The organism is Streptomyces sp. NPDC058664, from assembly GCF_042716635.1.
In the GTDB taxonomy this organism is placed as follows: Bacteria; Actinomycetota; Actinomycetes; order Streptomycetales; family Streptomycetaceae; genus Streptomyces.
The window spans coordinates 116,879-141,399 of sequence record NZ_JBHXRW010000019.1 but is presented as its reverse complement, the minus strand read 5'-3'; the positions used below and the strand labels follow the sequence as shown (position 1 = coordinate 141,399).

Here is a 24,521-nt window from a genome sequence, read left to right as displayed (position 1 = left end):
CCTGCTGGCGACGTCGTCACCAAGCCCGCGCCCAGGCCAGCCACTATCGACGGCAAGCCGGTCAGACGTGAAGATCACGATCTACGGCTGGAGTACTAGATCCTCGGTCAGAAGAGTTCCGCCCTTGATTGGGTCATCGCTCAGCACGTACCGGCGAACGTCGCTCAGGGCCTCGGCCAGTTTTGGCGCTGCCCAACTGTCGGTGTTCTCGGTGAACAGATTCCAGTGCGCGCCCTGCTCGCCGTTGTATTCGATATCGGCAAGCGCGTCACTCAGTAGGTGATTCAACGTGAAGTCACCGAGCAGCGGGTATAGCTCGGCCAGCGCGGGAATCTCAGCGTCAAGCGTCTTGAAAGCCTTCACCGCAGCCTCACGCCGCTTGAGGAATTCAGCGGACACGGCCTCGCGATATTCAGCCACGAATGTGCGGTCATCGAACAGCGCGTCATAGGCCTTACGGGTAGCGACTAGCTGCGGGAGCGTGGCGCGGAATGCGGAAAGCACACCGGCAACAGCTAGCTTGGCGTCCGTCACCTTTGCGCCGGTACCGGCAGGAACAGCCTTGCCCGAGCTAGCAGCGCGGGCATGAGCCGCGACAGCCTCTCGGTGGGCTTCCTCGGCGGCCTTGTCCCGCTCCTCGTAAAGCTCAGTCAGCCGGTGCATTTCGCGGACGACAGCCTGTAGAGCCTGCCAGCGATCCTCTGCCGCATTTGGCGCAAGGGCCCCATGCCGCCGGTTGTGCATCATGAAATCGTGATTGCTGGTGATTAGGTCTTCTGGGGTGATTACCGTGGTCATTGGGTGTCTCCTCGACGGGTTAGGTTAGAGCCAGGGTGCGTTAATGCGATTGAAGATCCGGGCGGCTATATCCTCGCCCTCGGCGCGGATTTCGTGCTGTTCCTTACGGGCAACCCATTCCGACCATGCGGCGATGCGTTCCGAGTAGTCAGCGGCGGCCGTGTCCGGCACGTCTGGTTCCGGGTCATCAGCGATGAAGCGGCGTTCCGCCTCATTGCGCGACTCCAGTTCGCGGGACCATGCAGCCAAGTTCCGAAAACTCTCGGCCTCTCGCTGCTCAGCCTCTCGCGCTGCGGCACGCTCCGCGTAGTGGTCGGCCATCATGTCGTTGTGACTAACAGCGGCGGCCGACTCGGCAATCTGACGTCGTCGCATCGCCGCGTGATTACGAGAGGCGGTGTCGGTCGGGTCCTGCCCGCCTGCTGTATCCCCACGAGAGGTAGAACCGCGCCCGCCGGTATTCATGTCGTGCCCATTCACGAGCGGTCGCCCGTCACGCGGGTAGTAGGTCATCAGCCCTCCTCCCGAATTTCGCCAGCGATGCGCACCGCACGCTCGTACTCAGCATCTGGGCTGACCTCGAAACGCACGGAAACCAGGGGCGCGCCTACCTCGCCAAGGGCGGACGCCAACTCCCTCACAGCGGGCTCTAGCGCCTCGCGGATAGCGCTGTCAGCCGCGTACATGTGGACGGATACGCGCGCCTTACCGTATGCCGAACAGGCCGTAATGGAGATTGGATACGAGTTCATAGGGAGTCCTCTCGGGATGCAAAAAAGCCCCCTCACTCGCCGGGTCTCTGCTCAGACCGTGGCGGGCAAGGGGGCCCATCGGGGAGGAGTACGCCGACTATGCGCGCGTGACTACAACTCGCCGAAGATTTAAGGGATTGCGGGAGCAGCCGCAGGGTGAGGGGTCGTCTACCACACCTAAACGTTTAGGTGTGCCGACGGAGTGGACCGGCCGAGGAGAGCCGACCGGCCACGTGCCGACCGAGAGGAGACGAGAGGTAACACCCTCACACTCTCAAGAGAGACAGTTCGTAAAGCGCAGAGACGGAAAGGCGCGGAGTTTTACGCCCTGGCAAAGATCCGTTACCCAACCGCGACGGCCGGCTCGCAGGTCGCGGAATGGCTCAGCGCCTCCCTGAGCGCCCATCTGTACTGAGACGGCACTCGGTACCGGCTTGTGGGTCAGCGGCTCTCAGAAGCGCTCTCAGCGGCCTTGCGTAGCCGGTACGCCTTTTGCCTGTGGGCAGGAGAGCAATACTGGCGCGGCCGTCCAGCACCATCCCACCCGGCGTTGTTCTCGCAGCCGTCCAGCGAGCAGACCGCCTCCCAGCGTGCATCTTCAATATCTGCGCGATGCTCCGCCACGCAGTTCTCGCCGCAATACCGCTGCGTTGGCGTGCGCGGGTCGAAAGCAGGGTCCTCGCATCGTGGGTTGGCGCAGTCCCGGCCCCAAAGCATGGCCTCACGCTCAACAGAGGTCATCCGCCGCATTCGCTTGGCTGCCTGCCTACAGCGGTTGGAGCAATATTTTTCCATTCGCCCACCTAGAGGGCGGTGACAGACTTCACAACAAACCTGCATTTTGGTTCTCCCAGAAACATGTTACGCAAGTGCTGCTGTCGATACAGATTGCTCTCGAACAGAGGGGTTTCCTTATATTCACAAGCTATCTGTGTCTACACTTTCCATTACGTAACAAGAGATAGAAAATTAAGAAGAAAGAGAGACCGGCTCAGCCTTCCCGCTGTGCCCGTTCCTTACGTGCGAGGTACGCGGCACGGTCCTTGCAGCGGCGCGAGCAGTAGAGGGCCGGGCGGCCGATTCCCTTGTCGGGTACGGGCTTTGTGCATTCGGGGCCAGCGCAACCACCGACCGGGAACAGCACCAGGTTCACGAGTTCCAGCGCTTCCACGAGTGCGGCGTGCACCTCATGTGCTGTCGGGTGGTCGGTCGGGAGTGCGTCATAGGCCAGTGACTCGGCCCGCTGGATTGCTCCGCGTATTGCGTCGTAACTCCGCTTCATAGCTGGTCGGTTCCGCGTAAGTCCGTCGTAAGTCGGTTCGGTCATGTCGTGATTCCTCTCAAGTCCGCTAAAGGCGGATGGTGGTCCCGCGCAACTCCGCGTAAGGATCGGCGGGAAGGGGCTCATTCCGCGTTAGTCCGCGAAAGTGGATCAGAGAAAACCCCCGCCAGTGGTAGACGGGGGTTTCTCCGAGGGAGGGGCGGAACGTCTATGCAGCCTTTTCGGCGTAACCGATTAGCAGCGCGAGGCGGGCTGCCTGTAGGTCCGGCGAGTTGCCGAGGTTCGCGCGGAACACTCGGACGAGTCGGCCTCGCTTGGTCCGGGGCTCAGCCGCCCACGCGTCCATTCGCGCACTGAGCGTTTCAAGATCAAGGGTGTTCGTGATGGGCACCGCGCTACCTCCCTGCTGTCTCTCCATGGCGGTTTCAACCCCCAGAGAGGCAGCCTGTAAAGCGGCGCAGGGCAGAGTTTCTGACGGTGCGTCAGATGTATCAGCCGGCCGTTTCCCACCACGTCTCTGTGTGGGCGTCTGCGGGCATAAGAAAGCCCCGGCGGGGAAGTCCTCACCGGGGCTCTCAATGGGTCTCAGTCGGCCCTACAGGGGCTTGCTGGCCGTCCTCTGCCTCTCCCTCTCGACAGCCGCTCTCATGCGCGCGGCTCGCTCCTCCTTAACCTGCTTCACACGGTCGGCCTCAGCCTGCTTCGCTGCCCGCCGGTCGTCCCGCTGGCGCTGCCTCTCGGCCTCTCGCTCCTCGCGCTGGCGCTCCCGCTCCTCAATGAGTGCGTCCCGCTCCCTCTCGGCCTTCCTGCGGGCGGCTGCTGCCTTCCGGCTCTCGCTGGCCGATTGCTCCTGCCGCTCCCGCTCAGCGAGTCGGGCCGGGGTGTTCCGGGCCACGGTCGCCATGAGTCCGGCGGCTATCTCCTCGGGGGTCGGGCGGTGCGTCACGCTGCGGTCTCCACGGTCTCTTTGCGGTTCTGCGAGGGGACGTTACGGGGCGTCCTGACAGTCGCTCGGGCTCGGTCTCGTCAACGGCAATCGCGGCAAGCTCAGCTTCGTCGGGGTCCAGGTCGCGCAGCCATGCGGGCCCGCTGTACGTGATTTCGGCACGTGCGGGATCGAACCGCTTCGGAGCGCCGGGCGTTGCAGGCCGCACCACTACTCGGGCCCCCAAGTCAGCGAGCAGTGCGCGCCGCCCCTCGTCGTCCCGCTGCTTCCATGCATCCGCCACGGTGCCGCCAGCGTCCACCCAGCGGCCTTCGGAGTGATCGGCTTCCGCGCGCAACTCGGCTTGCCGCTTCTCCAGCGCCGTCAGCTGACCGATTGCGATGCGGGCCGCAGTGCCGTTCGGGTCCAGTTGAGAGAGGTTCCCGGCGAGCCGTTCAATCTGCGTCGTCACCTCGGAGAGCTGGAGTACAGCGCTGCCGTCAGGCTCGGCCCACTTCTTCAACGAGAACAGACCGAACCGCCCCAGGAAGTCCGTGAACACCGTCTCTTCAAGGTTGCGGGCGATGATCACGTTGGGCGCGTGGATGCCGCGCTTGCCTACTCCCTTGCGGCATACGTATGTGCTGTAGTCCTTGCCCTTGACGGAACGACGCTGCTTGTACAGGGGGCCGTCGCACTCGGAGCAGCGCGCCACGTGCAGCAGCGGCGACTTTCCGGAGCGGGAGCGATCGTTGCCACGCCCCACAGACCGACTGTCGATGGATGCCCGGACGGCCGCCCACGTCTCGCCGTCGAGAATTTCGGGCCCCGCAGACAGGCTGTTCCCCTCGCTGTCCATGACGGTTTGGTGGGTCAGCGCGCCACGCTTGTCACCGGGCGCTGCCTGAACAAGCCACCCGCGCATGGCAGGGGTGTAGAGCACGTCCCGAAGCGTGGTCAGGTGCCACTTGCTCCCGCGCAGCTTGCGGCCATCGCGAGCGCGAGCGTGTTCAGCGGGCGGAAGGACACCCCGCGCGTTGAGTTCGTGCATGAGGCCCGTAAGCGTCGCGCCGTGGTTGATCAGCTTGTCTGCACACTCGCGGATGATCGCTGCGGCGGGCTCATCGATAGCCCATCGCTTGTCGTTCACCGGGCCGACGACGTGGTACCCGTACGGCGCGAGTCCGCCCAGGTGGTTCCCGCGCGACCGGAAGTGTTCCTTGCTCGCTGTGATGCGGGCCTTGATCATGTCGCGCTCGTACTCAGCGAACGCCGCGAGGACGTTGATGATGATGCTCGCGTTTTCGGGGCTGACCACACCATCGGCGGTGACCACGGTTGCGTGAGTGGTCTTGGCGGCGTCGAGCAACCGCTGAAACTCCAGGACGCTGCGGGCGTACCGGTCGAGCTTGGCGGCCAGCACGTAGTCAGCGCGCGGCATCCATGCCAAAACCTCCCGCATCCCGGGGCGGTCTTCCAACTTGCTGGCCCCGCTGACGTTGGTATCGGTGGCAACGTGCACCACCTTCCACCCGCGCTGAGCGGCGTACGCCTTGCAGGCGGCGATGCGGTGGTCGGGGGCTTCCTCAGCGAACAGCCGGGACAGGCGGTCGTAGATGACCACGGTTTTGGGGCTCATGCAGAACTCCGAGTGAGTCTGTAAAGACCGGACCGTTGCGAGTCGCTTTGCACGGTTAGGTCAGGCACTCGGGCGGCTCGGGGACGCTGCACGCCAACACCGCGGCGGACGTACCGGCGCGGCTCGAAGCCCTGGGGACGGCGGCGGGGCTCGACAGGGCGGCTCTGCACAGCCAGTTGGGAGCCGGTCTCTCGGCCGTGCTGCACCTGGCGCGGGACCGGGGCGGGCGGCGGCGGATCGCCGAGGCGCACGTCCTGGAGCGGGACCGGGACGGCCTCGTACGGACGGTTCCCGCGCTGCGGTGGAGCGCGACCGGGTTCGAGCGGGAGCGGGGCTGGGAGCGGCTGCGGTCGCTGATCGGAGGGGGAGCGTGATGACGACGGATCCGTCGGTGGTCCGGGCCGCGGCCCACGGGACGGCGGTGCTCTGCGCGGGTCTCGCGCTGTGGCGGGTGGTCGAGTGGCGACGCGGGACGAGCAGGGCGCGGACCCTGCTCGTACGGGATGGGCCCGGTGAGCGTGGCGGCCGTGGCGTTCTCGGCGGCCCCGGCGGTCTCGGAGCTCGGTGGCCGACGTCGGTCGCGCGCTGGTGGGCGGTGGCCCGCGGACGGCGTGCGTGGCTGTGTCTGCCGGTCGCGGGGGTCATCGCGCTGCTCGGTGAGTCTCCGCTGCCGCTCGTGGCGGGGGCGGTCGCGGTGCCACTGGTGGGCCGGTGGCTGCGGGCGGCCGGGCACCGGAAGGAACGGGAGGCCAGGGCCGAGCGGGTGGCGGCCCTGTGCGGGGCGGTCGTCGGGGAGCTGAGAGCCGGATGGCAGCCCGCGCAGGCCCTGGCCTCCGCGGCCCGGGAGACGGGCGCGCTGGACGGTGAGGAGGCGGCGGTGCTCGCGGCGGCCCGGTTCGGCGGGGACGTACCGGACGCGCTGCGAAGGGCGGCAGGACAGGGCGGCGCCGAGGGGCTCGCGGGCATGGCGGCCTGCTGGCAGGTGGCCGTGGACGGTGGCGCGGGCCTGGCCGCCGGGCTCGACAGGCTCGAAGCGGCCCTGCGGGACCACCGTGAGCAGCGGGAGCGGCTGCGGGCCGAACTGGCCGGTGCCTGGGCGACGGTCGTGGTGCTCGCGGTGCTCCCGGTGGCGGGTGTCGCGCTCGGCGCGGCGTTGGGTGCCGACCCGCTGCGCGTGCTGCTGCACACCCCGGCCGGCCTGGGCTGTCTCGTCGTGGGCGGTGCTCTGGAAGCGGCCGGGCTGTGGTGGGCCGCGCGGATCGTACGAGGAGGGGAGCGGGTGTGATCGGGGCGTTTCAGCCGGTGGGACTCGTGGTTCTGGCGTTGCTCTGCTGCGCGCAGGCCGCCCGGGCGGTGGTACGCGGCAGGCGGGAGCGGGGGACGCGGCGGCGGCTGGGAAGCCTCTTCCCGGCTCGGCCACCGGCGCGGACATGGGCACCACGGCCCCCGAAGTCCCGGCCGGGAATGCCCCGGTGGACGGGGCACCGGGTGGCGCCCCTCGGGGCGGCCTGCCTCGGCTGGGTGTTGTTCGGGGCGTTCGGCGGGTTGGCCGCCGGTCTTCTGGTGGCGGCCGGGGCGAGGCAGGTGGCGGCGAGAAGGGCCTCACCGCCGGCCGACGGCGAGGAGGCGGCACGTCATCTTCCGCTCGCGGCCGATCTGTTGGCTGCCTGCGCCTCGGCGGGGGCGGGGCCCGGGGAGGCGGCGGAGGCCGTCGGCCGGTCCCTGGGCGGCCCGCTGGGCGAGCGGCTGACCCGGACGGCGGCGGAGCTTCGGCTCGGCGGCGAACCGGCCGAGGTGTGGCGGAGGTTCGGCGCGATACCGGGCGCCGCGGGACTGGCCCGCTGCATGGAGCGGGCCGGTTCGTCGGGAGCGCCCGCGGCGGAGGCCGTCGCCCGGCACGCGGCGGCGCTGCGGTCGGCCCGCGCCCGTGCGGCGGAGGCCAGGGCGCGCCGGGCACAGGTGCTGATCAGCGCTCCCGTGGGGCTCTGCTTCCTGCCCGCCTTCCTGGCGGTGGGGGTGGCCCCGGTGGTGATCGGCCTCGCGACGGGGCTCCTGGACGGATGACGGCGGACAGGGGCAGTACGCGGCGGGCCGAGCGGGACATGGCGAGAAGTGACGAGGAACGACGATTCGAGGAGGACGGCATGGCAGGCAGGGCGACGGTGCGCGGTTGGTGGCGGGCGCGGCGGGAGACCGCGCGCGGTGACGAGGGGATGACCACGTCCGAGTACGCGGTGGGGACGATCGCGGCGGCGGGGTTCGCCGCGGTCCTGTACAAGATCGTGACCAGCGGGGCGGTCTCGGGAGCGCTGGAGTCGGTGATCGGGAAGGCTCTCGGTGCGCCGTTCTGACCGGGGGTTCGTGACGGTGGAGGCTGCCATGGTGCTGCCCGTCCTGGCGCTGTTCACGGTGGTGCTGCTCTGGGCGCTGGCGGCGGCCGCCGCGCAGATCCGGTGTGTGGACGCGGCCAGGGCCGGGGCACGGGCCGCGGCCCGCGCCGAGCCGGTGTCCTACGCCGAGGCGGCCGCACGGTCCGCCGCGCCCGAGGGCGCCAGGGTGTCGGTGACACGGTCGGGGGAGCTGTGGCGGGTGACGGTGGAAGCCGCGGCCCCCGGCCCCCGGGGCATGGGCCTCACCCTGCGGGCGGACGCGGCGGCCCTCGCGGAGGACACCCCGGCCGGCGGCGCGGCCGGAGTGCCGGAAGTCGGCGGATCGGAGTTCGGGGATCCGGAAGCCGGGGACCCGGGGTTCGGGGGGCCGGAAGCCGGTGGGTCGGAAGCCGGTGGGACGGAGTTCGGAGGTCCGTCGTGACCGCCCCGGCGACCGCCTCGGTGACCGTCCCGGTCCCGGGCCGGGGGGTTCGTCGGTCCGACCGGGGGTCGGCGACCGTGTGGGTGGCGTTCGCGGCCTGCGCGCTGTGCGTGGTCTTCGCGGCGGTGCTCGCGCTCGGCCAGGCGGTGGCGGCCCGGCACCGGGCCGGTGGGGCCGCCGACCTGGCCGCCCTCGCCGCCGCCGACCGGGCGCTGTGGGGCGAGGCCGCGGCGTGCGCCGTCGCCGCCAGGGTGGCGACGGCGCAGCGGGCCCAGCTCGTGCGGTGCGCGGTACGGGGTGAGGTCGCCGAGGTGACCGCGCGGGTCGTGAGCGGTCCCTACCGGCCGGAGGTCAGGTCCCGGGCGGGACCTCCGGGGCCGGCGCCGGAGGGGCCTCCTGGGCTCCCGGGGCCTCCTGAGCCGACTCCGGAGGGATCTCCGACGCTTCCCGGAGGATCTCCGTGAGGAGGCGTACCGCGCCCCGCTTGTGGAGCGGATCGTTGCCGTTGCCGCACTTCGGGGACTGGATGCAGGAGGGGCAGCCCGCCTCGCACTCGCAGGAGGCGATGGCCTCCCGGGTGGCCGTCAGCCAGGCACGGGCCGTGTGGAAGGCGCGCTCGGCGAAGCCCGCGCCCCCCGGGTGGCCGTCGTACACGAAGACGGTCGGCAGCAGGGTGTCGGGGTGGAGCGGTACGGAGACGCCGCCGATGTCCCAGCGGTCGCAGGTGGCGAAGAGCGGCAGCATGCCGATGGAGGCGTGTTCGGCGGCGTGCAGGGCGCCCCCGAGGATCTCCGGGGTGATCCGGGCGGCGTCGAGCTGGTCCTCGGTGACCGTCCACCACACGGCCCGGGTGCGCAGGGTGCGGGGCGGCAGGTCGAGCTTGGTCTCGCCGAGCACCTCGCCCGTGATCAGCCGGCGGCGCAGGAAGGAGACGACCTGGTTGGTGACCTCGACGGAGCCGTAGCAGAGCCGTCCGGCTCCCCAGGGGATCTCGGTCTCGGTGTCGAGGACGGCGATGGAGGTGGTGTCGCGGGCGGTGGTGGAGTACGGCGGGACGGCCTCCTCCACGAGGGCCACGGAGTCCTCGAGGTCGAGCTCCCGCACCAGATAGGTCCGGCCCTGGTGGAGGTGGACGGCGCCCTCGTGGACGGCGGTGTGGGAGGCGGCCTCGTCGACGGTGCCGAGCAGCCGGCCGGTGCCCTTCTCGACGATCCGGACGGGGCTGCCGCCGCCGCCTCGGATGTCGGTGAGGTCGGCGGCCCGCTCGCGGCGGGTCCAGTACCAGCCGGTGGAGCGGCGGCGCAGCAGACCGGCGGCCTCCAGCTGGGGCAGCAGGTCGGGGACGGCCGGGCCGAAGAGCGCCAGGTCCGGTTCGGTCAGCGGGAGCTCCGCGGCGGCGGCGCACAGATGGGGGGCGAGGACGTAGGGGTTGTCGGGGTCGAGGACGGTCGACTCGACCGGCTGGTCGAAGATCGCCTCCGGGTGGTGGACCAGGAAGGTGTCCAGCGGGTCGTCACGGGCGATCAGGATCGCGAGGGCGCCCTCGCCCGAACGGCCGGCGCGGCCCGCCTGCTGCCAGAGGGAGGCCCGGGTGCCCGGGTAGCCGGCGATCAGGACCGCGTCCAGGCCCGAGACGTCCACGCCCAGCTCCAGGGCGGTCGTGGCGGCCAGGCCGAGGAGCTCGCCGGAGTGCAGGGCCCGCTCCAGGGCCCGGCGCTCCTCGGGCAGGTAGCCGCCCCGGTAGGCGGCGACGCGGCGGGCGAGGGAGCGGTCGGTCTCGGCGAGCCGTTCCTGGGCGATCACCGAGATCAGTTCGGCGCCGCGCCGGGAGCGGACGAAGGCGACCGAGCGGACGCCCTGCCGGGTCAGGTCGGTGAGCAGGTCCGCGGTCTCGGCGGTCGCGGTGCGGCGCACGGGCGCGCCGCGCTCGCCGTGCAGCTCGGTCAGCGGCGGCTCCCACAGGGCGAAGACCAGCTCGCCGCGCGGGGAGGCGTCGTCGGACACCTCGGTGACCGGGAGGCCGGTGAGGCGGCCGGCGGCCAGGGCGGGCTCGGCGGAGGTGGCGGAGGCGAGGAGGAAGACCGGTTCGGAGCCGTACCGGGCGCAGATCCGGCGCAGTCGCCGCAGCACCTGGGCGACGTGGGAGCCGAAGACGCCCCGGTAGGTGTGGCACTCGTCGATCACGACGTAGCGCAGGGAGCGCAGGAAGGAGGCCCATCGGGGATGGGAGGGGAGGATGCCCCGGTGCAGCATGTCGGGGTTGGTCAGGACGTGGTTCGCGTACTGCCGGACCCATTCGCGTTCCTCGACCGGCGTGTCGCCGTCGTAGACGGCGGGGCGGATCCGGTTGCCGAGCGGGGCGGCCAGTTCCCGTACGGCGCGTCGCTGGTCGGCGGCGAGGGCCTTGGTGGGCGAGAGGTAGAGGGTGGTGGCGCCGCGCCCGTTGGGGGCCTCCGAGCCGTCCAGGAGGGTGCTCAGGACCGGGGCGAGGTAGGCCAGCGACTTGCCCGACGCGGTGCCGGTGGCGATCACCACGGACTCGCCGTCCAGGGCGTGCTCGGCGGCTTCCGCCTGATGGGCCCAGGGGTGCGCGATCCCGGCCGCCTCGATCGCCGCGATCACTTCCGGACGGATGCGGTGCGGCCAGACTGCATGACGGCCCTCCCGGGCGGGCATGTGCTCCGTATGAGTGATGCGCGCGGCCCGGCTCTCGCCCGACGAGAGTCGGTCGAGGAGCATGCCGGGGGAGGGTCGGTTTCCCCTGTCTCCGGCAGGACGACTGGGGCGGTGATTCTTGGCCATCGACACCGAGTGTGTCACTGCCATGACGGACAATGCTTCCAAGGCGTCGTGCATGGCTGCTGGTAAGTGATTGAATGCCATCGCGGCTGACGATCAGTTTCCTGACTCCGTCCGGGAGACCCTGGGGAACGATCGTTCGATAGCAAGGTGCTGGAGGATCCGTGGACCTGTCCCTGTCGACTCGCAATGTGTCCGGCGCTGGTGGTGACCGTACGGTCGTCGAGGTCGGTGGCGAGATTGATGTGTATACCGCGCCCAAGCTGCGCGAGCAGTTGGTCGAGTTGGTGAACGACGGCAGCTACCACCTGGTCGTCGACATGGAGGGCGTGGACTTCCTCGACTCCACCGGCCTCGGTGTGCTCGTCGGCGGCCTGAAGCGCGTCCGCGCGCACGAGGGCTCGCTGCGTCTCGTCTGCAACCAGGAGCGCATTCTCAAGATTTTCCGGATCACTGGGCTCACGAAGGTGTTCCCGATCCACACCTCGGTCGACGAGGCCGTCAACGCCGTCGACTGAGCCCAGGGGGTTCGTATGGCCACCGTTGAACTCCGCTTCAGCGCTCAGCCCGAGCACGTCCGTACGGCCCGCCTGGTGGCGGCCGCGGTGGCGCGCCGGGCCGGTGTGGACGAGGCGGTCCTCGACGAGGTGCGTCTCGCTGTCGGTGAGGCCTGTTCCCGCGCCGTCGGGCTGCACCGCAGCAATGACGTCACCACCCCCATCAGGGTGGTGCTGACCGAGGAGGAGAAGACGTTCTCCATCGAGGTCGGCGACGAGGTGCCCGGCGCGGGGGTGGCGGCGGCCGATGCCGTCGGTGTCCCCGGCGCGCGGTCCGCGGCCCCGGCCGAGGACTTCGACGACGCCGACGGTGAGGACGAGATGGGGCTCGCGGTGATCCGCGGACTCGTCGACGACGTCGAGGTGAGTGCCGGCGAGGCCGGCGGCACGATCCGGATGACCTGGCCGGTGAGTTCGGCGGACGTCCAGTCCTGACGCGTGGAGCCGTGCGCGCGTACATGCGTACGGCCCGTACATGTGTACGCGCGTGCATATCCGTACGCCCGTACATGCGTACATATCCGTACGCGCCGAGCAAGAGACCGCACGAGAAGAGGCCCTGCCCCGCAGGGCCTCTTCTCGTTGCGCCGGTTCCGATTGGTGCATCCGCGCGGGCAGCCGCCGGGATCCCCGTATGCGCCGGTTCGTCTCCCTATGATCCGTCTCCATGTACCCCACTTCCCTCGCCGCGGCGGTGCTCACGAGCGGGAACCGGACGATCGTGATCGTCGTCGGCGGTATCGCCCTCGCCGCGCTGGTCGTCGCGCGGCTCCTCGTCCGCCAGGTGCTCGCCGCCGGTGAGGGCACCGGGAGGATGCGGGAGATCGCCGCGGCCGTGCAGGAGGGGGCCAACGCCTATCTCGCCCGGCAGCTGCGGACCCTCGCCGTCTTCGCGGCCGCCGTCTTCTTCCTGCTGATGCTGCTGCCCGCCGACGACTGGTCGCAGCGCGCGGGACGCTCCCTGTTCTTCCTGGTCGGGGCGCTCTTCTCGGCGGTCACCGGCTACATCGGCATGCGGCTCGCCGTACGGGCCAACGTGCGGGTCGCCGCGGCGGCCAGGGAGGCCACTCCGGCGCCGGGCGAACCGGAGAAGAGCCTGACCGAGGTCGCGCACCGGGCCATGCGGATCGCGTTCCGCACCGGCGGGGTGGTCGGCATGTGCACGGTCGGCCTCGGACTGCTCGGCGCGGCCTGCGTCGTCCTCGTCTACGCCGCCGACGCGCCCAAGGTCCTCGAGGGATTCGGTCTCGGCGCCGCGCTCATCGCCATGTTCATGCGGGTGGGCGGCGGCATCTTCACCAAGGCCGCCGACGTCGGAGCCGACCTGGTCGGCAAGGTCGAGCAGGGCATTCCCGAGGACGACCCGCGCAACGCGGCCACGATCGCCGACAACGTGGGCGACAACGTCGGCGACTGCGCGGGCATGGCCGCCGACCTCTTCGAGTCGTACGCCGTGACCCTGGTCGCCGCACTGATCCTCGGCAAGGCGGCCTTCGGCGACCACGGCCTCGCGTTCCCCCTGATCGTGCCCGCGATCGGTGTGGTCACCGCGGTCATCGGCATCTTCGCGGTCTCCCCGCGCCGCGCCGACCGCGGCGGGATGAGCGCGATCAACCGGGGGTTCCTCGTCTCGGCGGTGATCTCGCTCGTCGGGGTCGCCGTGGCCTCCTTCGTGTACCTGCCGTCCTCGTACGCCGAGCTCCAGGGCGTCACCGAGCCCGGCATCGGCGACCACGCCGGCGACCCGCGGGTCCTCGCCCTGGTCGCCGTCGCCCTCGGCATCGTCCTCGCCGCCCTCATCCAGCAGCTCACCGGCTACTTCACGGAGACGAGCCGGCGGCCGGTCAGGGACATCGGCAAGTCCTCGCTCACCGGCCCCGCGACCGTCGTCCTCGCGGGCGTGGCCCTCGGCATGGAGTCCGCCGTCTACACGGCCCTCCTGATCGGCCTCACCGTCTACGGGGCGTTCCTGCTCGGCGGCGGCTCGATCATGCTGGCGCTGTTCGCGGTCGCCCTCGCCGGTACGGGTCTGCTCACCACGGTCGGCGTGATCGTCGCCATGGACACCTTCGGTCCGGTCGCCGACAACGCCCAGGGCATCGCGGAGATGTCCGGGGACGTCCGGGGTGCGGGAGCGCAGGTCCTCACCGACCTGGACGCCGTCGGCAACACGACGAAGGCCGTCACCAAGGGCATCGCCATCGCCACCGCCGTCCTGGCGGCCGCGGCGCTGTTCGGCTCGTACCGGGACGCCATCGCGTCCTCGGTCGCCGAGGTCGGCGCGAAGGCGGACGAACTGACGCTCTCCATGGACATCTCCCAGCCCAACAACCTCTTCGGTCTGATCCTCGGCTCGGCGGTCGTCTTCCTCTTCTCCGGGCTCGCGATCAACGCGGTGTCCCGGTCGGCGGGATCCGTGGTCTACGAGGTGCGGCGGCAGTTCCGCGAGCATCCCGGGATCATGAGCGGCACCGAGAAGCCCGAGTACGGGCGGGTCGTCGACATCTGCACCAAGGACGCGCTCCGCGAACTCGCCACGCCCGGACTGCTCGCCGTGATGGCCCCGATCGCGGTCGGCTTCGCGCTCGGGGTCGGCGCCCTCGGCTCGTACCTCGCCGGAGCGATCGGCACGGGTGCGCTGATGGCGGTCTTCCTCGCCAACTCCGGTGGCGCCTGGGACAACGCGAAGAAGCTGGTCGAGGACGGGAACCACGGCGGCAAGGGCAGCGAGGCGCACGAGGCCACCGTCATCGGGGACACGGTCGGAGACCCGTTCAAGGACACGGCGGGGCCGGCGATCAACCCGCTCCTGAAGGTGATGAACCTGGTGGCGCTGCTCATCGCCCCCGCGGTCGTGCGTTTCAGTTACGGCGGCGACGCGAGCGCCGGACTGCGGGTGGCGGTCGCGGGGATCGCCCTTGTCGTCGTCATCGCCGCCGTACGGGTCTCCAAGAGGCGCTCGGTGAAGGTCGCCTGACGTGGACGCTCCTGACGGTGGCTCTCCTGACGCGTACTCCCCTGACACAGGCTCGCCTGGCGTGGCGTCCGTCTCATTTCCGTGTGTTTCAGGGGTGGGTGTGAGGTGTCTCCCTTGGTTCAAAAGACTTCAATACGGGGCGAACCCGTCGCACGAAAGGTGGAAGTAGCCCGTTCGGCGTGTATGTTCCGGGGCCGAGAGCCTTGGAAGGGACCGATCCGGTGAACAAGAAGCTTGCGGCCGCACTGTCCGGCGGCGCGGTACTGGTGCTCGCGCTGTCCGGTTGCAGCGACGAGGGTGACAAGGTGGGCGACTGGGCGAAGACGTTCTGCGACCAGGCGAAGCCTCAGATCCAGAAGCGGGCCGACGCCCACCAGATCATCATTTCGACGGCGGCGGACAGCAAGCCGGCCGAGATCCAGGCCGCCGACTCGAAGGCGTTCCAGGACATCGCCAACGCCGACCGGGCGCTGGCCAAGGCCGTCGAGAGCGCCGGGGCCCCGCCCGTCGAGAACGGCCAGAAGATCCAGCAGGACGCGATCAAGGAGCTCAACGCCACCGCGGTGGCGTACGAGGGGCTCAAGAAGCAGGTCGACGCGCTGGACCCGACGAACCAGCAGAAGTTCGCGGACGGCCTCCAGGGCGTCGCCGACGGTCTGACCAGGATCGAGAAGATGGACCAGAACGCCCTGGCCAAGCTGGAGGAGGGCGAACTGGGACAGGCCATGGCCAAGCAGCCCGGCTGCCAGAAGCCCACGCCCTCGACCCCGCCGAAGGCGTCCGGCTCCGCCTCCCCGCAGCCCGGATCCACCTCGTCGGACTCGGGATCGGGCTCGGACTCGGACAAGGGATCGGACTCCGAGCCCACGGGGAAGGCCTCCACCAAGCCGAGCGGCAAGAAGACCTCGGCGACCAAGAGCTAGGAGCGGTCGCCCCGGCCGCACCGGTGGCGGCGGCCCGCCCGCCCGCCGTCGCCGGGTCGGCCGCCCCGATGTCGGTGGCGGCGGTCACAATGGGACGGTGAGTACGACCAGCCTGACCCCCCGCCTCCCGGTGCCCGCGCACGCCGCCCGTCTGCGCGAGGCACTGCTCGCCGCCGACTTCACCGCCGACGGCCTGCTCGACCTGCTCGGCGCCCCCGCCTACGCGGCGCTCGCCCGCAGCGAGACCGTGCCCGCCCTGCGCGCCACCCGCGGCGACTCCCCGCTGGAGAGCCTCGTCCGGCTCTTCCTGCTCCAGCAGGCCGTCGCCCACGACCTGGCCGCCGCCGCGCTTCCGCTCGACGAGGCCCTCGCCGACGGCTGGGTGGTCCGCGAGGACGACTCCGTCTCCGCGACGGTCGACATCCGGCCGTACGGCGGGCCGGACGGCGAGGACTGGTTCATCGTCTCCGACCTCGGCTGCGCCGTCGGTGGAGCCGGCGGCATCGGCAAGAAGGACGAAGGGGTCGTCCTCGGCGTCGGCGGCGCGTCCACCACGCTCGCCGGCCTCACCGTCCGTACGCCGGTCTCCTCCGCGCTCGACCTCGGCACCGGCTCCGGCATCCAGGCGCTGCACGCCGCCCAGCACGCCACCCTGGTCACGGCCACCGACCTCAACCCGCGGGCCCTGGACTTCACCCGGCTGACGCTCGCCCTCTCCGGGGCCCGGGAGGCGGAGCTGCTCGTGGGCTCGCTCTTCGAGCCGGTCGAAGGCGACACGTACGACCTGATCGTCTCCAATCCGCCGTTCGTGATCTCCCCCGGCGCCCGGCTCACCTACCGGGACGGCGGGATGGGCGGCGACGACCTGTGCCGCACGCTCGTGCAGCAGGCGGGCGAGCGGCTCAACGACGGCGGATACGCCCAGTTCCTCGCCAACTGGCAGCACGTCGAGGGCGAGGAGTGGCAGGATCGGCTGCGGTCCTGGGTGCCGCGTGGCTGCGACGCCTGGATCGTGCAGCGGGAGGTCCAGGACGTCACCCAGTACGCGGAGCTGTGGCTGCGGGACAGCGGCGACCACCGGGGCGACCCGGAGGCGTACCGGCGGGCGTACGAGGGCTGGCTCGACGAGTTCGAGGCCCGGAAGACGCGCGCGGTGGGCTTCGGCTGGATCACGATCCGGCGGAACGGAGCCGTGGCCTCCGGGGCCGTCGAGCCGTCGATCGTCATCGAGGAGTGGCCGCACCCCGTCGAGCAGCCCCTCGGCCCCGCCGTCCGCGCCCACTTCGAGCGCCAGGACTATCTGCGCGCCCGCGACGACGCCGCCCTCCTCGCCGACCGGTTCACGCTCGCACCCGAGGTGGTGCAGGAGCAGGTCGGGCTGCCGGGCGCCGAGGACCCCGAGCACGTCGTGCTCCGGCAGAACCGGGGCATGCGCCGCGCCACCAAGGTCGACCACGTCGGCGCCGGGTTCGCCGGGGTGTGCGACGGCACCCTCAGCGCGGGCCGCATCCTGGACGCGATCGGGCAACTGATGGGCGAGGACCCGGTCATACTGCGGGACCGCACCCCGCAGGCGATCCGGCTGCTGGTCGAGGAGGGCTTCCTGCTGCCCGCCGGGGAGGAGACGCCCGGGGAGGGGACTTCCGGGGAGTACGGCGCTTGATACGGATCGAGCTCGACGAGGTCTCGCTGGGGGCGACCCGGATCGCGATCAGTCCGCTGCGCGACGCCTTCTGCTCGATGCACCTGGCGCTGCCGCACCGGCACCCCTCCTGGCCGTACCGGGAGTGGGTCGGGCGGGCGCGCGAGGTGTGGCGGGAGGACGACCGGCTCCGGCCGCTGTGGGACCTGTTCGTCGAGGGGCGGCGCGAGGTCTCCGACTTCCTGCTGCCCCGGCCGTTCGGGACGGTCCACGTCCACGAGGAGCTGGCCGCGCTGCGGGCCACCGACCCGGAGTTCGTCCGCGCCCAGGTGGACGTCTGCTACCCCGGCATGGCCGACGCGCCCTTCGCGCAGCCGTACCTGAGGGACCCGGAGGCGGCCTGCGCGGCGCTCGCCGACGCGTACGCGGCCTACTGGGAGGGCGCGATCGAGCCGTACTGGCCGACGATGCGACGGCTCGTCGAGGACGAAGTGCTGGTCCGGGCGAGGACGTTCGCGACGGAGGGCGTCGACGCGCTGTTCGCGGGCCTGGAGAGCCGGGGGCGGTGGCGACCGCCCGTACTCGAACTGACCAAGCACGTCGAGGCCGCGTACGCGCCGGGGGAGCGGCGGCTCGTCCTCGTGCCGCTGGTCTTCGCCGAGGGCTGCCGGCTGTACTCGACGGACGACCCCGAGGCGTTCGCGCTCAGCTTCCAGGCGCGGGGCGCCGCCGCCCTGCGCGAACCGCCCGAGCCCGTCGCCGAGGACCGGCTCGGACTGGTGCTCGGACGGGGCCGGGCGACGGTCCTGCGCGAGCTCGGCGGGCCGCTGACCACGGCCGGGCTCGCCGACCGGCTCGGGCTCGCGCCCAGCACGGTCTCCGAGCACCTGTCGGTCCTTTCGGAGGCCGGGGTGGTCACCCGGCACCGCGTCGGACGTTCCGTGTACTACCAGCTGACGGACACCGGGCGTTCGCTGCTCGCGCTGCTCACCGGGGAGGGCGTGCTGCACGCGGTCGCCTGAGAGCGGCGGGGCCGGAACGACGATTCGGGGGCTTCCGAATCGATGGCTCGGTCCCGCTCCCGGCTCCTACCGTCCGGCGCATGCTCGCGATCGAGGCGGACGCGCTGCGCCGCACCTACACCAGCAGGACCGGGTGGCCGAAGTCCCGGCGTACCGAGACCGAGGCCGTGCGGGGGGTCACCTTCGAGGTGGCGCCGGGGGAGCTGTTCGGCCTCCTCGGGCCCAACGGCGCCGGCAAGACGACCACCATCAAGATGCTCAACACCCTGCTCCTGCCGACCTCCGGCACCGCCCGGGTGTTCGGCCACGACGTGGCCCGCGACCCCGTCGCCGTACGCCGTCGCATCGGGTACGTCTTCGGCGGCGACCGGGGCCTGTACGACCGGCTCTCCGCGCTCGACGACCTCCGGTACTTCGCCGAGCTGTACGGGGTCGGCGCACGCGACCAGAAGCGGCGCATCGCCGAACTCCTCGACCTGGTGGGCCTGACGGGCCGGGAGAAGGAGCGGGTCGAGGGCTATTCGCGCGGGATGCGGCAGCGCCTCCACATCGCGCGCGGCCTGCTCCACCGCCCCGACGTCCTCTTCCTCGACGAGCCGTCCATCGGCGTCGACCCCGTCGCCGCCCGCGACCTGCGCCGCACGGTCGCCGACCTGGCGGCGACCGGCACGACCGTCCTCCTCACCACCCACTACATGGCGGAGGCGGACGAGCTCTGCGACCGGATCGCCGTCATCGCGGGCGGCCGGATCCGCGCCCTCGGCACCCCCGAGAGCCTGAAGTCCCGCGTGCGGGAACGGGACGTGTTGGAGATCGAGGCCTACGGGGTGGACGAGGAGCGGCTCGACCGGCTGCGGCGGGTGCCGGGCGTGCGAGGGGTGTCCGCGGAGGACCGGGGCGCGCTCCAGACCGTCACGGTGCAGACCGGACGCGAGGCCGCCGAGCTGCACGGACCGGTCCTGGCCGCGCTCGACGGCGTACGGATCGGCCGGGTCACGAGCCGCGAACCGTCCCTGGAGGACGCGTACATCGCGATCGTGGAGGAGGCGGCGGGCGGCACCCCGCAGGAGGTGGTGCCGGCATGAGCACCAGCCCCCTCGTGAAGCGCGTCCCGCGGCTGGTCCTCGTCGGGGTGCGCACCCACGTCTCGTACATGTCGCGCTCCCCGATCGAGATCACCTTCGCCGTCCTCGTCCCGCTCGTCTACGCGACCCTCGCCGTCTACCTGTTCCGCGCCGCCGGGGACCCCGACCGGCTGCTCACCGCCTCCGTCGGGGCCGGACTCATGGGCATCTGGGGCTCGGTGCTCTTCGGCTCGGGCGGCGCGGTGCAGAACCAGCGCTGGCTCGGCACCCTGGAGACCCTGGTCGTCGCGCCGACACCGCTCGCCCTCGTCCTGCTGCCGATCACCCTCGCGACCGCCGTCATCGGCACGTACGCGATGGGCGCGACGGTCCTGTGGGGCGTGCTGCTCTTCGGAGTCCCGCTCGACTTCGCGCACCCGCTGCTCTTCCTTCTCGCCGTCCCGGTGTGCGTGCTCGCGCTCGGCATGACGGGCCTCCTGCTCGCCGCGACCTTCGTCCTGCTGCGCAACGCCAACGCGCTGGCCAACCCGCTCGACACCCCCGTCTGGCTGCTGTCCGGGCTGCTCGTGCCCGTCACCGTGCTGCCCGCCTGGACCCACCCGATCTCCTGGGCGCTGCCCACGACCTGGGGCGCGCGGGCCGTGCACGCGGCGACCTCCGGCGGGGACGTGGTGACGCCGCTGCTCACCGCCGTCGCGCTCGGGGCCGGATACGCCCTCGCGGCCGGCCTCGTCCTCGGCCGTGTGGAGCGCAGGGCGCGCGCCGCCGCCACCCTCGCCCTCACCTGAGCGCCCGCACCCGGGTGCCCGTATCCGAAAGGCCAGAGACATGTTCCGTTTCCTCGGCACCGCGCGGCTCGTCGTCGTCGGCGGAGTGATCTCCTACCGTGCCCTGTTCAACTGGACCACCCCACCCATGTTCGTCGGAACCCTGCTGGTCGGGCCGCTTCTCCAGGTCTTCTTCTTCGTCTACCTGGGCCGGGAACTCGGCGTCGCCGACGACCGTTTCCACCTCGTGGGGAACGCCGTCCTCGCGGCTTCCGCCTCCTGCGTGTACGGCGGCACGATGGCCGTCGCCAACGAGCGCCGGTACGGCACGCTCGGCGCCGTCCTGCTCTCGCCCCGCCGCCGGGTCCCGCTGTGGCTCGGACGAGCCCTCCCGTACGTCCTCAACGGGCTGTTCGTCAGTGCCTTCGTGCTCGCCGCCGCCTCCCTCGTCCTCGGGCTGCCCGTGCCCGCCGGCGCGCTGCCCGGCCCGGGTCTGGTGCCGCTCGTCGCGGCGGGTGCCTGCTCGGCCTTCGGGCTCGCCCTGGGCGCGCTGGGGCTGCGCTTCCGCGACGTGTTCCTGGTGTCGAACGTGGCCGGTTCGGGACTGCTCCTGCTGACCGGAGCCGCCGTGCCCCGGGAGACGCTGCCGGAGTGGATGCGCACCATCGGCGAGCCGCTGCCGCTCACACACGCGGCGGACGCGGCGCGCGGGCTGACCGCGGGCGGCGGTCTCGACCGGTCCCTGTTCGGGGCGGAGCTCGCGGTGGGCGCGGGGTGGGCGCTGCTCGCCGTCGTCCTGCTGGGTGTCTTCGAGCGGGGCAGCCGGCGCCGGGCCACGCTCGACACGATGTGACGGAAGAGGAGGACCAGGAGGCAGGGAGAAATGAGGAGTGGGTCACTACCGGCCATCTTCGTGAAACCGTACGAGACGCTCCGCGTCGTTCACCCGGAATTCGCACCCAGGACGCCCGGAGGTGCCAGCCTCGGCTCCGGGAGACGAACACCGCACGTGGACGGAACGGGGTACGGGCATGGAGAGCGGGCCGACGATCTTCGCGGGGGCGGCGTTCACGCTGTTCGGAGGCGCGCTTCTGCTGTGGACCACCGTGCCACGCTGCACCGTGAGCCCGTGGCGTACGGGGTCGCCCCCCGTACCGCCGTCGCGCTGACGAGCCTCTCCGGCGCGCTCTCCCTCCTCCTCGGGGTCTGGTGCTTCGGCAGGCTCTGATCTCCTCCGGGACCGCCTCCGGACCTCTCCCGGATCGCCTTCCGGACCTCTTCGGGACCGCCTTCCGAGCCTTCGTGATCTTCCTCCGGAGCCTCCGGCGCGGACGCCCCGCCCCGCCCGACCGGGAGTCCGGGCGGCAGGAATGCCAGGACTCGGGTTACCGTTCGAGTGGCCGTTGCGGGCTTTCGCCGTTTGACACGGGGGCGGGTTGTACCGTCACACTCCGCAGCGACGGGAGCGTCACCGTCCGTGCCGCTGCCGTGCGTGCCAGCGCCGTACGTGCCAAGAGAGTGTCGAACCGGAGAGAAGAGCGAAGTTGTCCCCGACCAGCGAGACCGCACACGGCGGCCGCCGACTCGTCATCGTCGAGTCGCCTGCCAAGGCGAAGACGATCAAGGGCTACCTCGGCCCGGGTTACGTGGTCGAGGCGAGCGTCGGGCACATCCGTGACCTTCCCAGCGGCGCCGCCGAGGTGCCCGAGAAGTACACCGGCGAGGTGCGCCGCCTCGGGGTCGACGTCGAACACGACTTCCAGCCCATCTACGTCGTCAACGCCGACAAGAAGGCGCAGGTCAGGAAGCTCAAGGAGCTTCTGGCCGAGTCCGACGAGCTCTACCTCGCCACCGATGAGGACCGCGAGGGCGAGGCCATCGCGTGGCACCTCCAGGAAGTCCTGAAGCCCAAGGTCCCCGTCCACCGGATGGTCTTCCACGAGATCACCAAGGACGCGATCCGCGAGGCCGTCGCCAACCCGCGCGAGCTGAACCAGCGCATGGTCGACGCCCAGGAGACCCGCCGCATCCTCGACCGCCTGTACGGCTACGAGGTCTCGCCGGTCCTGTGGAAGAAGGTCATGCCGCGGCTCTCCGCCGGCCGCGTCCAGTCGGTCGCCACCCGGCTCGTCGTCGAGCGGGAGCGCGAGCGCATCGCCTTCCGTTCCGCCGAGTACTGGGACCTCACCGGCACCTTCGGCACCGGCCGTACCGGCGACGCGTCGGACCCGTCCCAGCTGGTCGCGCGCCTCGCGGCGGTCGACGGCAAGCGGGTCGCGCAGGGCCGTGACTTCGGCGCCGACGGGCGGCTGAAGAGCGAGGCCGTGCTGCACCTGGACGAGGCGAACGCCCGGGCGCTCGCCGCCGCGCTCGCCGACACCGCGTTCTCCGTGCGCTCGGTCGAGTCGAAGCCGTACCGCCGCTCCCCGTACGCCCCCTTCCGGACCACCACCCTCCAGCAGGAGGCGAGCCGCAAGCTGGGCTTCGGTGCGAAGGCGACCATGCAGGTGGCGCAGAAGCTGTACGAGAACGGCTTCATCACCTACATGCGTACGGACTCCACGATCCTGTCCGACACCGCCGTCACGGCGGCCCGGGCGCAGGTCACGCAGCTGTACGGCGCCGACTACCTGCCGGAGAAGCCGCGCGTCTACGCGGGCAAGGTCAAGAACGCGCAGGAGGCGCACGAGGCGATCCGGCCTTCGGGCGACCGCTTCCGCACCCCCGCGGAGACCGGCCTCACCGGCGACCAGTTCCGCCTGTACGAACTGATCTGGAAGCGGACCGTCGCCTCCCAGATGAAGGACGCGACCGGCAACTCCGTCACCGTGAAGATCGGCGGCCGCGCCGCCGACGGCCGGGACGCCGAGTTCAGCGCCTCCGGCAAGACGATCACCTTCCACGGCTTCATGAAGGCGTACGTGGAAGGCGCCGACGACCCGAACGCGGAGCTCGACGACCGCGAGCGGCGCCTGCCGCAGGTCGCCGAGGGCGACGCCCTGACCGCCGACGGGATCACCGTGGACGGCCACGCGACCAAGCCGCCGGCCCGCTACACCGAGGCCTCCCTGGTCAAGGAGCTGGAAGAGCGAGAGATCGGCCGCCCGTCGACGTACGCGTCGATCATCGGCACCATCCTCGACCGCGGCTACGTCTTCAAGAAGGGCACGGCGCTCGTGCCGTCCTTCCTGAGCTTCGCCGTCGTCAACCTCCTGGAGACGCACTTCGGGCGGCTCGTCGACTACGACTTCACGGCCAGGATGGAGGACGACCTCGACCGCATCGCGCGGGGCGAGGCCAAGTCCGTACCGTGGCTGAAGCGCTTCTACTTCGGTGGCACCGAGGGCGGTACGGCCTCCGGCGGTGCGGCGGACGTCGGCAACGGCGACGGCGACCACCTCGGCGGCCTCAAGGAGCTCGTCACCGACCTCGGCGCCATCGACGCCCGCGAGATCTCCTCCTTCCCCGTCGGCAACGGCATCGTGTTGCGTGTCGGCCGCTACGGCCCGTACGTCGAGCGCGGCGAGAAGGAGGCCGAGGGCCACCAGCGGGCCGACGTCCCCGAGGACCTCGCGCCCGACGAGCTGACCGTCGAGCTCGCCGAGGAGCTGCTCGCCAAGCCGAGCGGCGACTTCGAGCTGGGCGCCGACCCGGCCACCGGTCACCAGATCGTCGCGAAGGACGGCCGCTACGGCCCGTACGTCACCGAGATCCTGCCCGAGGGCACCCCGAAGACCGGCAAGAACGCGGTGAAGCCGCGCACGGCCTCCCTCTTCAAGTCGATGTCCCTCGACACCGTCACCCTGGATGACGCGCTCCGGCTGATGTCCCTGCCCCGGGTCGTCGGCACGGACGCCGAGGGCGTCGAGATCACCGCGCAGAACGGCCGCTACGGCCCGTACCTGAAGAAGGGCACGGACTCGCGGTCGCTCACCGACGAGGAGCAGCTCTTCACGATCACCCTCGACGAGGCGCTCGCGATCTACGCGCAGCCGAAGCAGCGGGGCCGGGCCGCGGCCAAGCCGCCGCTGAAGGAGCTGGGCACCGACCCGGTCAGCGAGAAGCCCGTGGTCGTCAAGGACGGGCGCTTCGGCCCGTACGTGACGGACGGCGAGACCAACGCCACCCTGCGGACCGACGACAGCGTGGAGACGATCACGCCGGAGCGCGGGTACGAGCTCCTCGCCGAGAAGCGGGCCAAGGGACCGGCGAAGAAGACCGCCAAGAAGGCCCCGGCGAAGAAGACCACCGCGGCCAAGAAGACGACCACCGCGAAGAAGACGGCCACGAAGACGGCGGCGAAGAAGACCACCGCCGCCAAGACCACGGCCGCGAAGACGACGGCGGCGAAGAAGACGACCGCTGCCAAGAAGACGGCGGCGGCGAAGCCGGAGTAGTCCTCCCGGAAACGCGAACGGAAACGCGAACGCGAACGGGAACGCGAACGGGAACGGCGGGGGTGGAGGCGGCTGCCTCCACCCCCGCCGTCCGTCCTGTCACAGGCTCGTCCGGATGTTCGGGCGCGGGCCGCGGGGAGCAAGG

19 protein-coding genes and 3 pseudogenes are annotated in these 24,521 nt (G+C 71.0%); 17 read left to right on the top strand and 5 right to left on the bottom strand.

Annotated features, from left to right (window positions below):
* Nucleotides 1–81: 81 nt before the first annotated feature.
* From ACFWUY_RS17875 to ACFWUY_RS17860, 4 genes are all read right to left on the bottom strand, one after another.
* Complete coding sequence (locus tag ACFWUY_RS17875) at nucleotides 82–798, bottom strand: hypothetical protein (RefSeq protein ID WP_384108472.1); 717 nt, start codon at nucleotides 796–798, stop codon at nucleotides 82–84.
* Nucleotides 799–822: 24 nt separating this feature from the next.
* The gene (locus ACFWUY_RS17870) at nucleotides 823–1,311 is read right to left on the bottom strand and encodes a hypothetical protein (RefSeq protein WP_384108469.1); all 489 of its coding nucleotides are present in this window, start codon (nucleotides 1,309–1,311) and stop codon (nucleotides 823–825) included.
* A 2,116-nt stretch (nucleotides 1,312–3,427) separates the two neighbouring features.
* Complete coding sequence (locus tag ACFWUY_RS17865) at nucleotides 3,428–3,736, bottom strand: hypothetical protein (protein ID WP_384108467.1); 309 nt, start codon at nucleotides 3,734–3,736, stop codon at nucleotides 3,428–3,430.
* Complete coding sequence (locus tag ACFWUY_RS17860) at nucleotides 3,696–5,396, bottom strand: recombinase family protein (RefSeq protein WP_384108465.1); 1,701 nt, start codon at nucleotides 5,394–5,396, stop codon at nucleotides 3,696–3,698. Before ACFWUY_RS17860 ends, ACFWUY_RS17865 begins: the two co-directional genes overlap by 41 nt.
* A gap of 65 nt (nucleotides 5,397–5,461) precedes the next feature.
* Between ACFWUY_RS17860 and ACFWUY_RS17855 the strand changes: the two are divergent.
* From ACFWUY_RS17855 to ACFWUY_RS17830, 6 genes and pseudogenes are all read left to right on the top strand, one after another.
* Nucleotides 5,462–5,770, top strand: a pseudogene (locus ACFWUY_RS17855) (pilus assembly protein CpaF); the annotation flags it as partial.
* On the top strand, nucleotides 5,770–6,681 hold the full coding sequence (locus ACFWUY_RS17850) for a type II secretion system F family protein (RefSeq protein ID WP_384108463.1): 912 nt from the start codon (nucleotides 5,770–5,772) through the stop codon (nucleotides 6,679–6,681). The pseudogene ACFWUY_RS17855 and the gene ACFWUY_RS17850, both read left to right, overlap by 1 nt.
* Nucleotides 6,678–7,460, top strand: a complete 783-nt coding sequence (locus ACFWUY_RS17845) for a type II secretion system F family protein (RefSeq protein ID WP_384108460.1) — start codon at nucleotides 6,678–6,680, stop codon at nucleotides 7,458–7,460. The genes ACFWUY_RS17850 and ACFWUY_RS17845 overlap by 4 nt, the downstream gene beginning before the upstream one ends.
* A gap of 80 nt (nucleotides 7,461–7,540) precedes the next feature.
* Nucleotides 7,541–7,747, top strand: a complete 207-nt coding sequence (locus ACFWUY_RS17840) for a DUF4244 domain-containing protein (RefSeq protein WP_384108458.1) — start codon at nucleotides 7,541–7,543, stop codon at nucleotides 7,745–7,747.
* A 28-nt stretch (nucleotides 7,748–7,775) separates the two neighbouring features.
* Nucleotides 7,776–8,207 carry a TadE family type IV pilus minor pilin gene (locus ACFWUY_RS17835; RefSeq protein WP_384108456.1) on the top strand — a complete coding sequence of 144 codons (432 nt, stop codon included), beginning with the start codon at nucleotides 7,776–7,778 and terminating at the stop codon, nucleotides 8,205–8,207.
* Nucleotides 8,204–8,671, top strand: coding sequence for an Rv3654c family TadE-like protein (locus tag ACFWUY_RS17830; RefSeq protein WP_384108454.1), 468 nt, complete (start codon nucleotides 8,204–8,206; stop codon nucleotides 8,669–8,671). The genes ACFWUY_RS17835 and ACFWUY_RS17830 overlap by 4 nt, the downstream gene beginning before the upstream one ends.
* Here the strand turns inward: ACFWUY_RS17830 and ACFWUY_RS17825 are convergent.
* The gene (locus ACFWUY_RS17825; protein WP_384108452.1) at nucleotides 8,559–11,090 is read right to left on the bottom strand and encodes a DEAD/DEAH box helicase; all 2,532 of its coding nucleotides are present in this window, start codon (nucleotides 11,088–11,090) and stop codon (nucleotides 8,559–8,561) included. The two genes, ACFWUY_RS17830 and ACFWUY_RS17825, sit on opposite strands and share 113 nt — an antisense overlap.
* An 80-nt stretch (nucleotides 11,091–11,170) precedes the next feature.
* Here ACFWUY_RS17825 and ACFWUY_RS17820 point away from each other — a divergent pair, with 80 nt between their 5' ends.
* The 11 genes and pseudogenes from ACFWUY_RS17820 (at nucleotide 11,171) to topA (ending at nucleotide 24,376) form a co-directional block, all read left to right on the top strand.
* Complete coding sequence (locus ACFWUY_RS17820) at nucleotides 11,171–11,524, top strand: STAS domain-containing protein (protein WP_015034520.1); 354 nt, start codon at nucleotides 11,171–11,173, stop codon at nucleotides 11,522–11,524.
* Nucleotides 11,525–11,539: 15 nt separating this feature from the next.
* Nucleotides 11,540–11,998: an ATP-binding protein gene (locus ACFWUY_RS17815; RefSeq protein ID WP_384108450.1), complete on the top strand. Its 459-nt coding sequence runs from the start codon at nucleotides 11,540–11,542 to the stop codon at nucleotides 11,996–11,998.
* A gap of 232 nt (nucleotides 11,999–12,230) precedes the next feature.
* A pseudogene (locus ACFWUY_RS17810) lies at nucleotides 12,231–14,586 on the top strand (sodium-translocating pyrophosphatase); the annotation flags it as partial.
* Nucleotides 14,587–14,761: 175 nt separating this feature from the next.
* Complete coding sequence (locus ACFWUY_RS17805; RefSeq protein ID WP_384108448.1) at nucleotides 14,762–15,463, top strand: small secreted protein; 702 nt, start codon at nucleotides 14,762–14,764, stop codon at nucleotides 15,461–15,463.
* Nucleotides 15,464–15,560: 97 nt separating this feature from the next.
* Complete coding sequence (locus ACFWUY_RS17800; RefSeq protein ID WP_384108446.1) at nucleotides 15,561–17,126, top strand: methyltransferase; 1,566 nt, start codon at nucleotides 15,561–15,563, stop codon at nucleotides 17,124–17,126.
* A complete protein-coding gene (locus ACFWUY_RS17795) occupies nucleotides 17,123–18,127 on the top strand; it encodes an ArsR/SmtB family transcription factor (protein WP_384108443.1) in 1,005 nt (334 codons plus the stop codon). Before ACFWUY_RS17800 ends, ACFWUY_RS17795 begins: the two co-directional genes overlap by 4 nt.
* Nucleotides 18,128–18,207: 80 nt before the next feature.
* On the top strand, nucleotides 18,208–19,212 hold the full coding sequence (locus ACFWUY_RS17790; RefSeq protein WP_384108441.1) for an ATP-binding cassette domain-containing protein: 1,005 nt from the start codon (nucleotides 18,208–18,210) through the stop codon (nucleotides 19,210–19,212).
* Nucleotides 19,209–20,000 (top strand): ABC transporter permease, encoded by a 792-nt coding sequence (locus ACFWUY_RS17785; protein ID WP_384108439.1) that lies wholly within the window; start codon nucleotides 19,209–19,211, stop codon nucleotides 19,998–20,000. Before ACFWUY_RS17790 ends, ACFWUY_RS17785 begins: the two co-directional genes overlap by 4 nt.
* Nucleotides 20,001–20,040: 40 nt before the next feature.
* Entirely contained in the window at nucleotides 20,041–20,832 is a 792-nt protein-coding gene (locus ACFWUY_RS17780) for an ABC transporter permease (RefSeq protein ID WP_384108437.1), read from the top strand.
* Nucleotides 20,833–21,010: 178 nt separating this feature from the next.
* Nucleotides 21,011–21,207, top strand: a pseudogene (locus tag ACFWUY_RS17775) (hypothetical protein).
* A gap of 316 nt (nucleotides 21,208–21,523) precedes the next feature.
* Nucleotides 21,524–24,376, top strand: a complete 2,853-nt coding sequence (gene topA, locus ACFWUY_RS17770) for a type I DNA topoisomerase (protein WP_384108435.1) — start codon at nucleotides 21,524–21,526, stop codon at nucleotides 24,374–24,376.
* The last annotated feature ends 145 nt before the right edge of the window (nucleotides 24,377–24,521 follow it).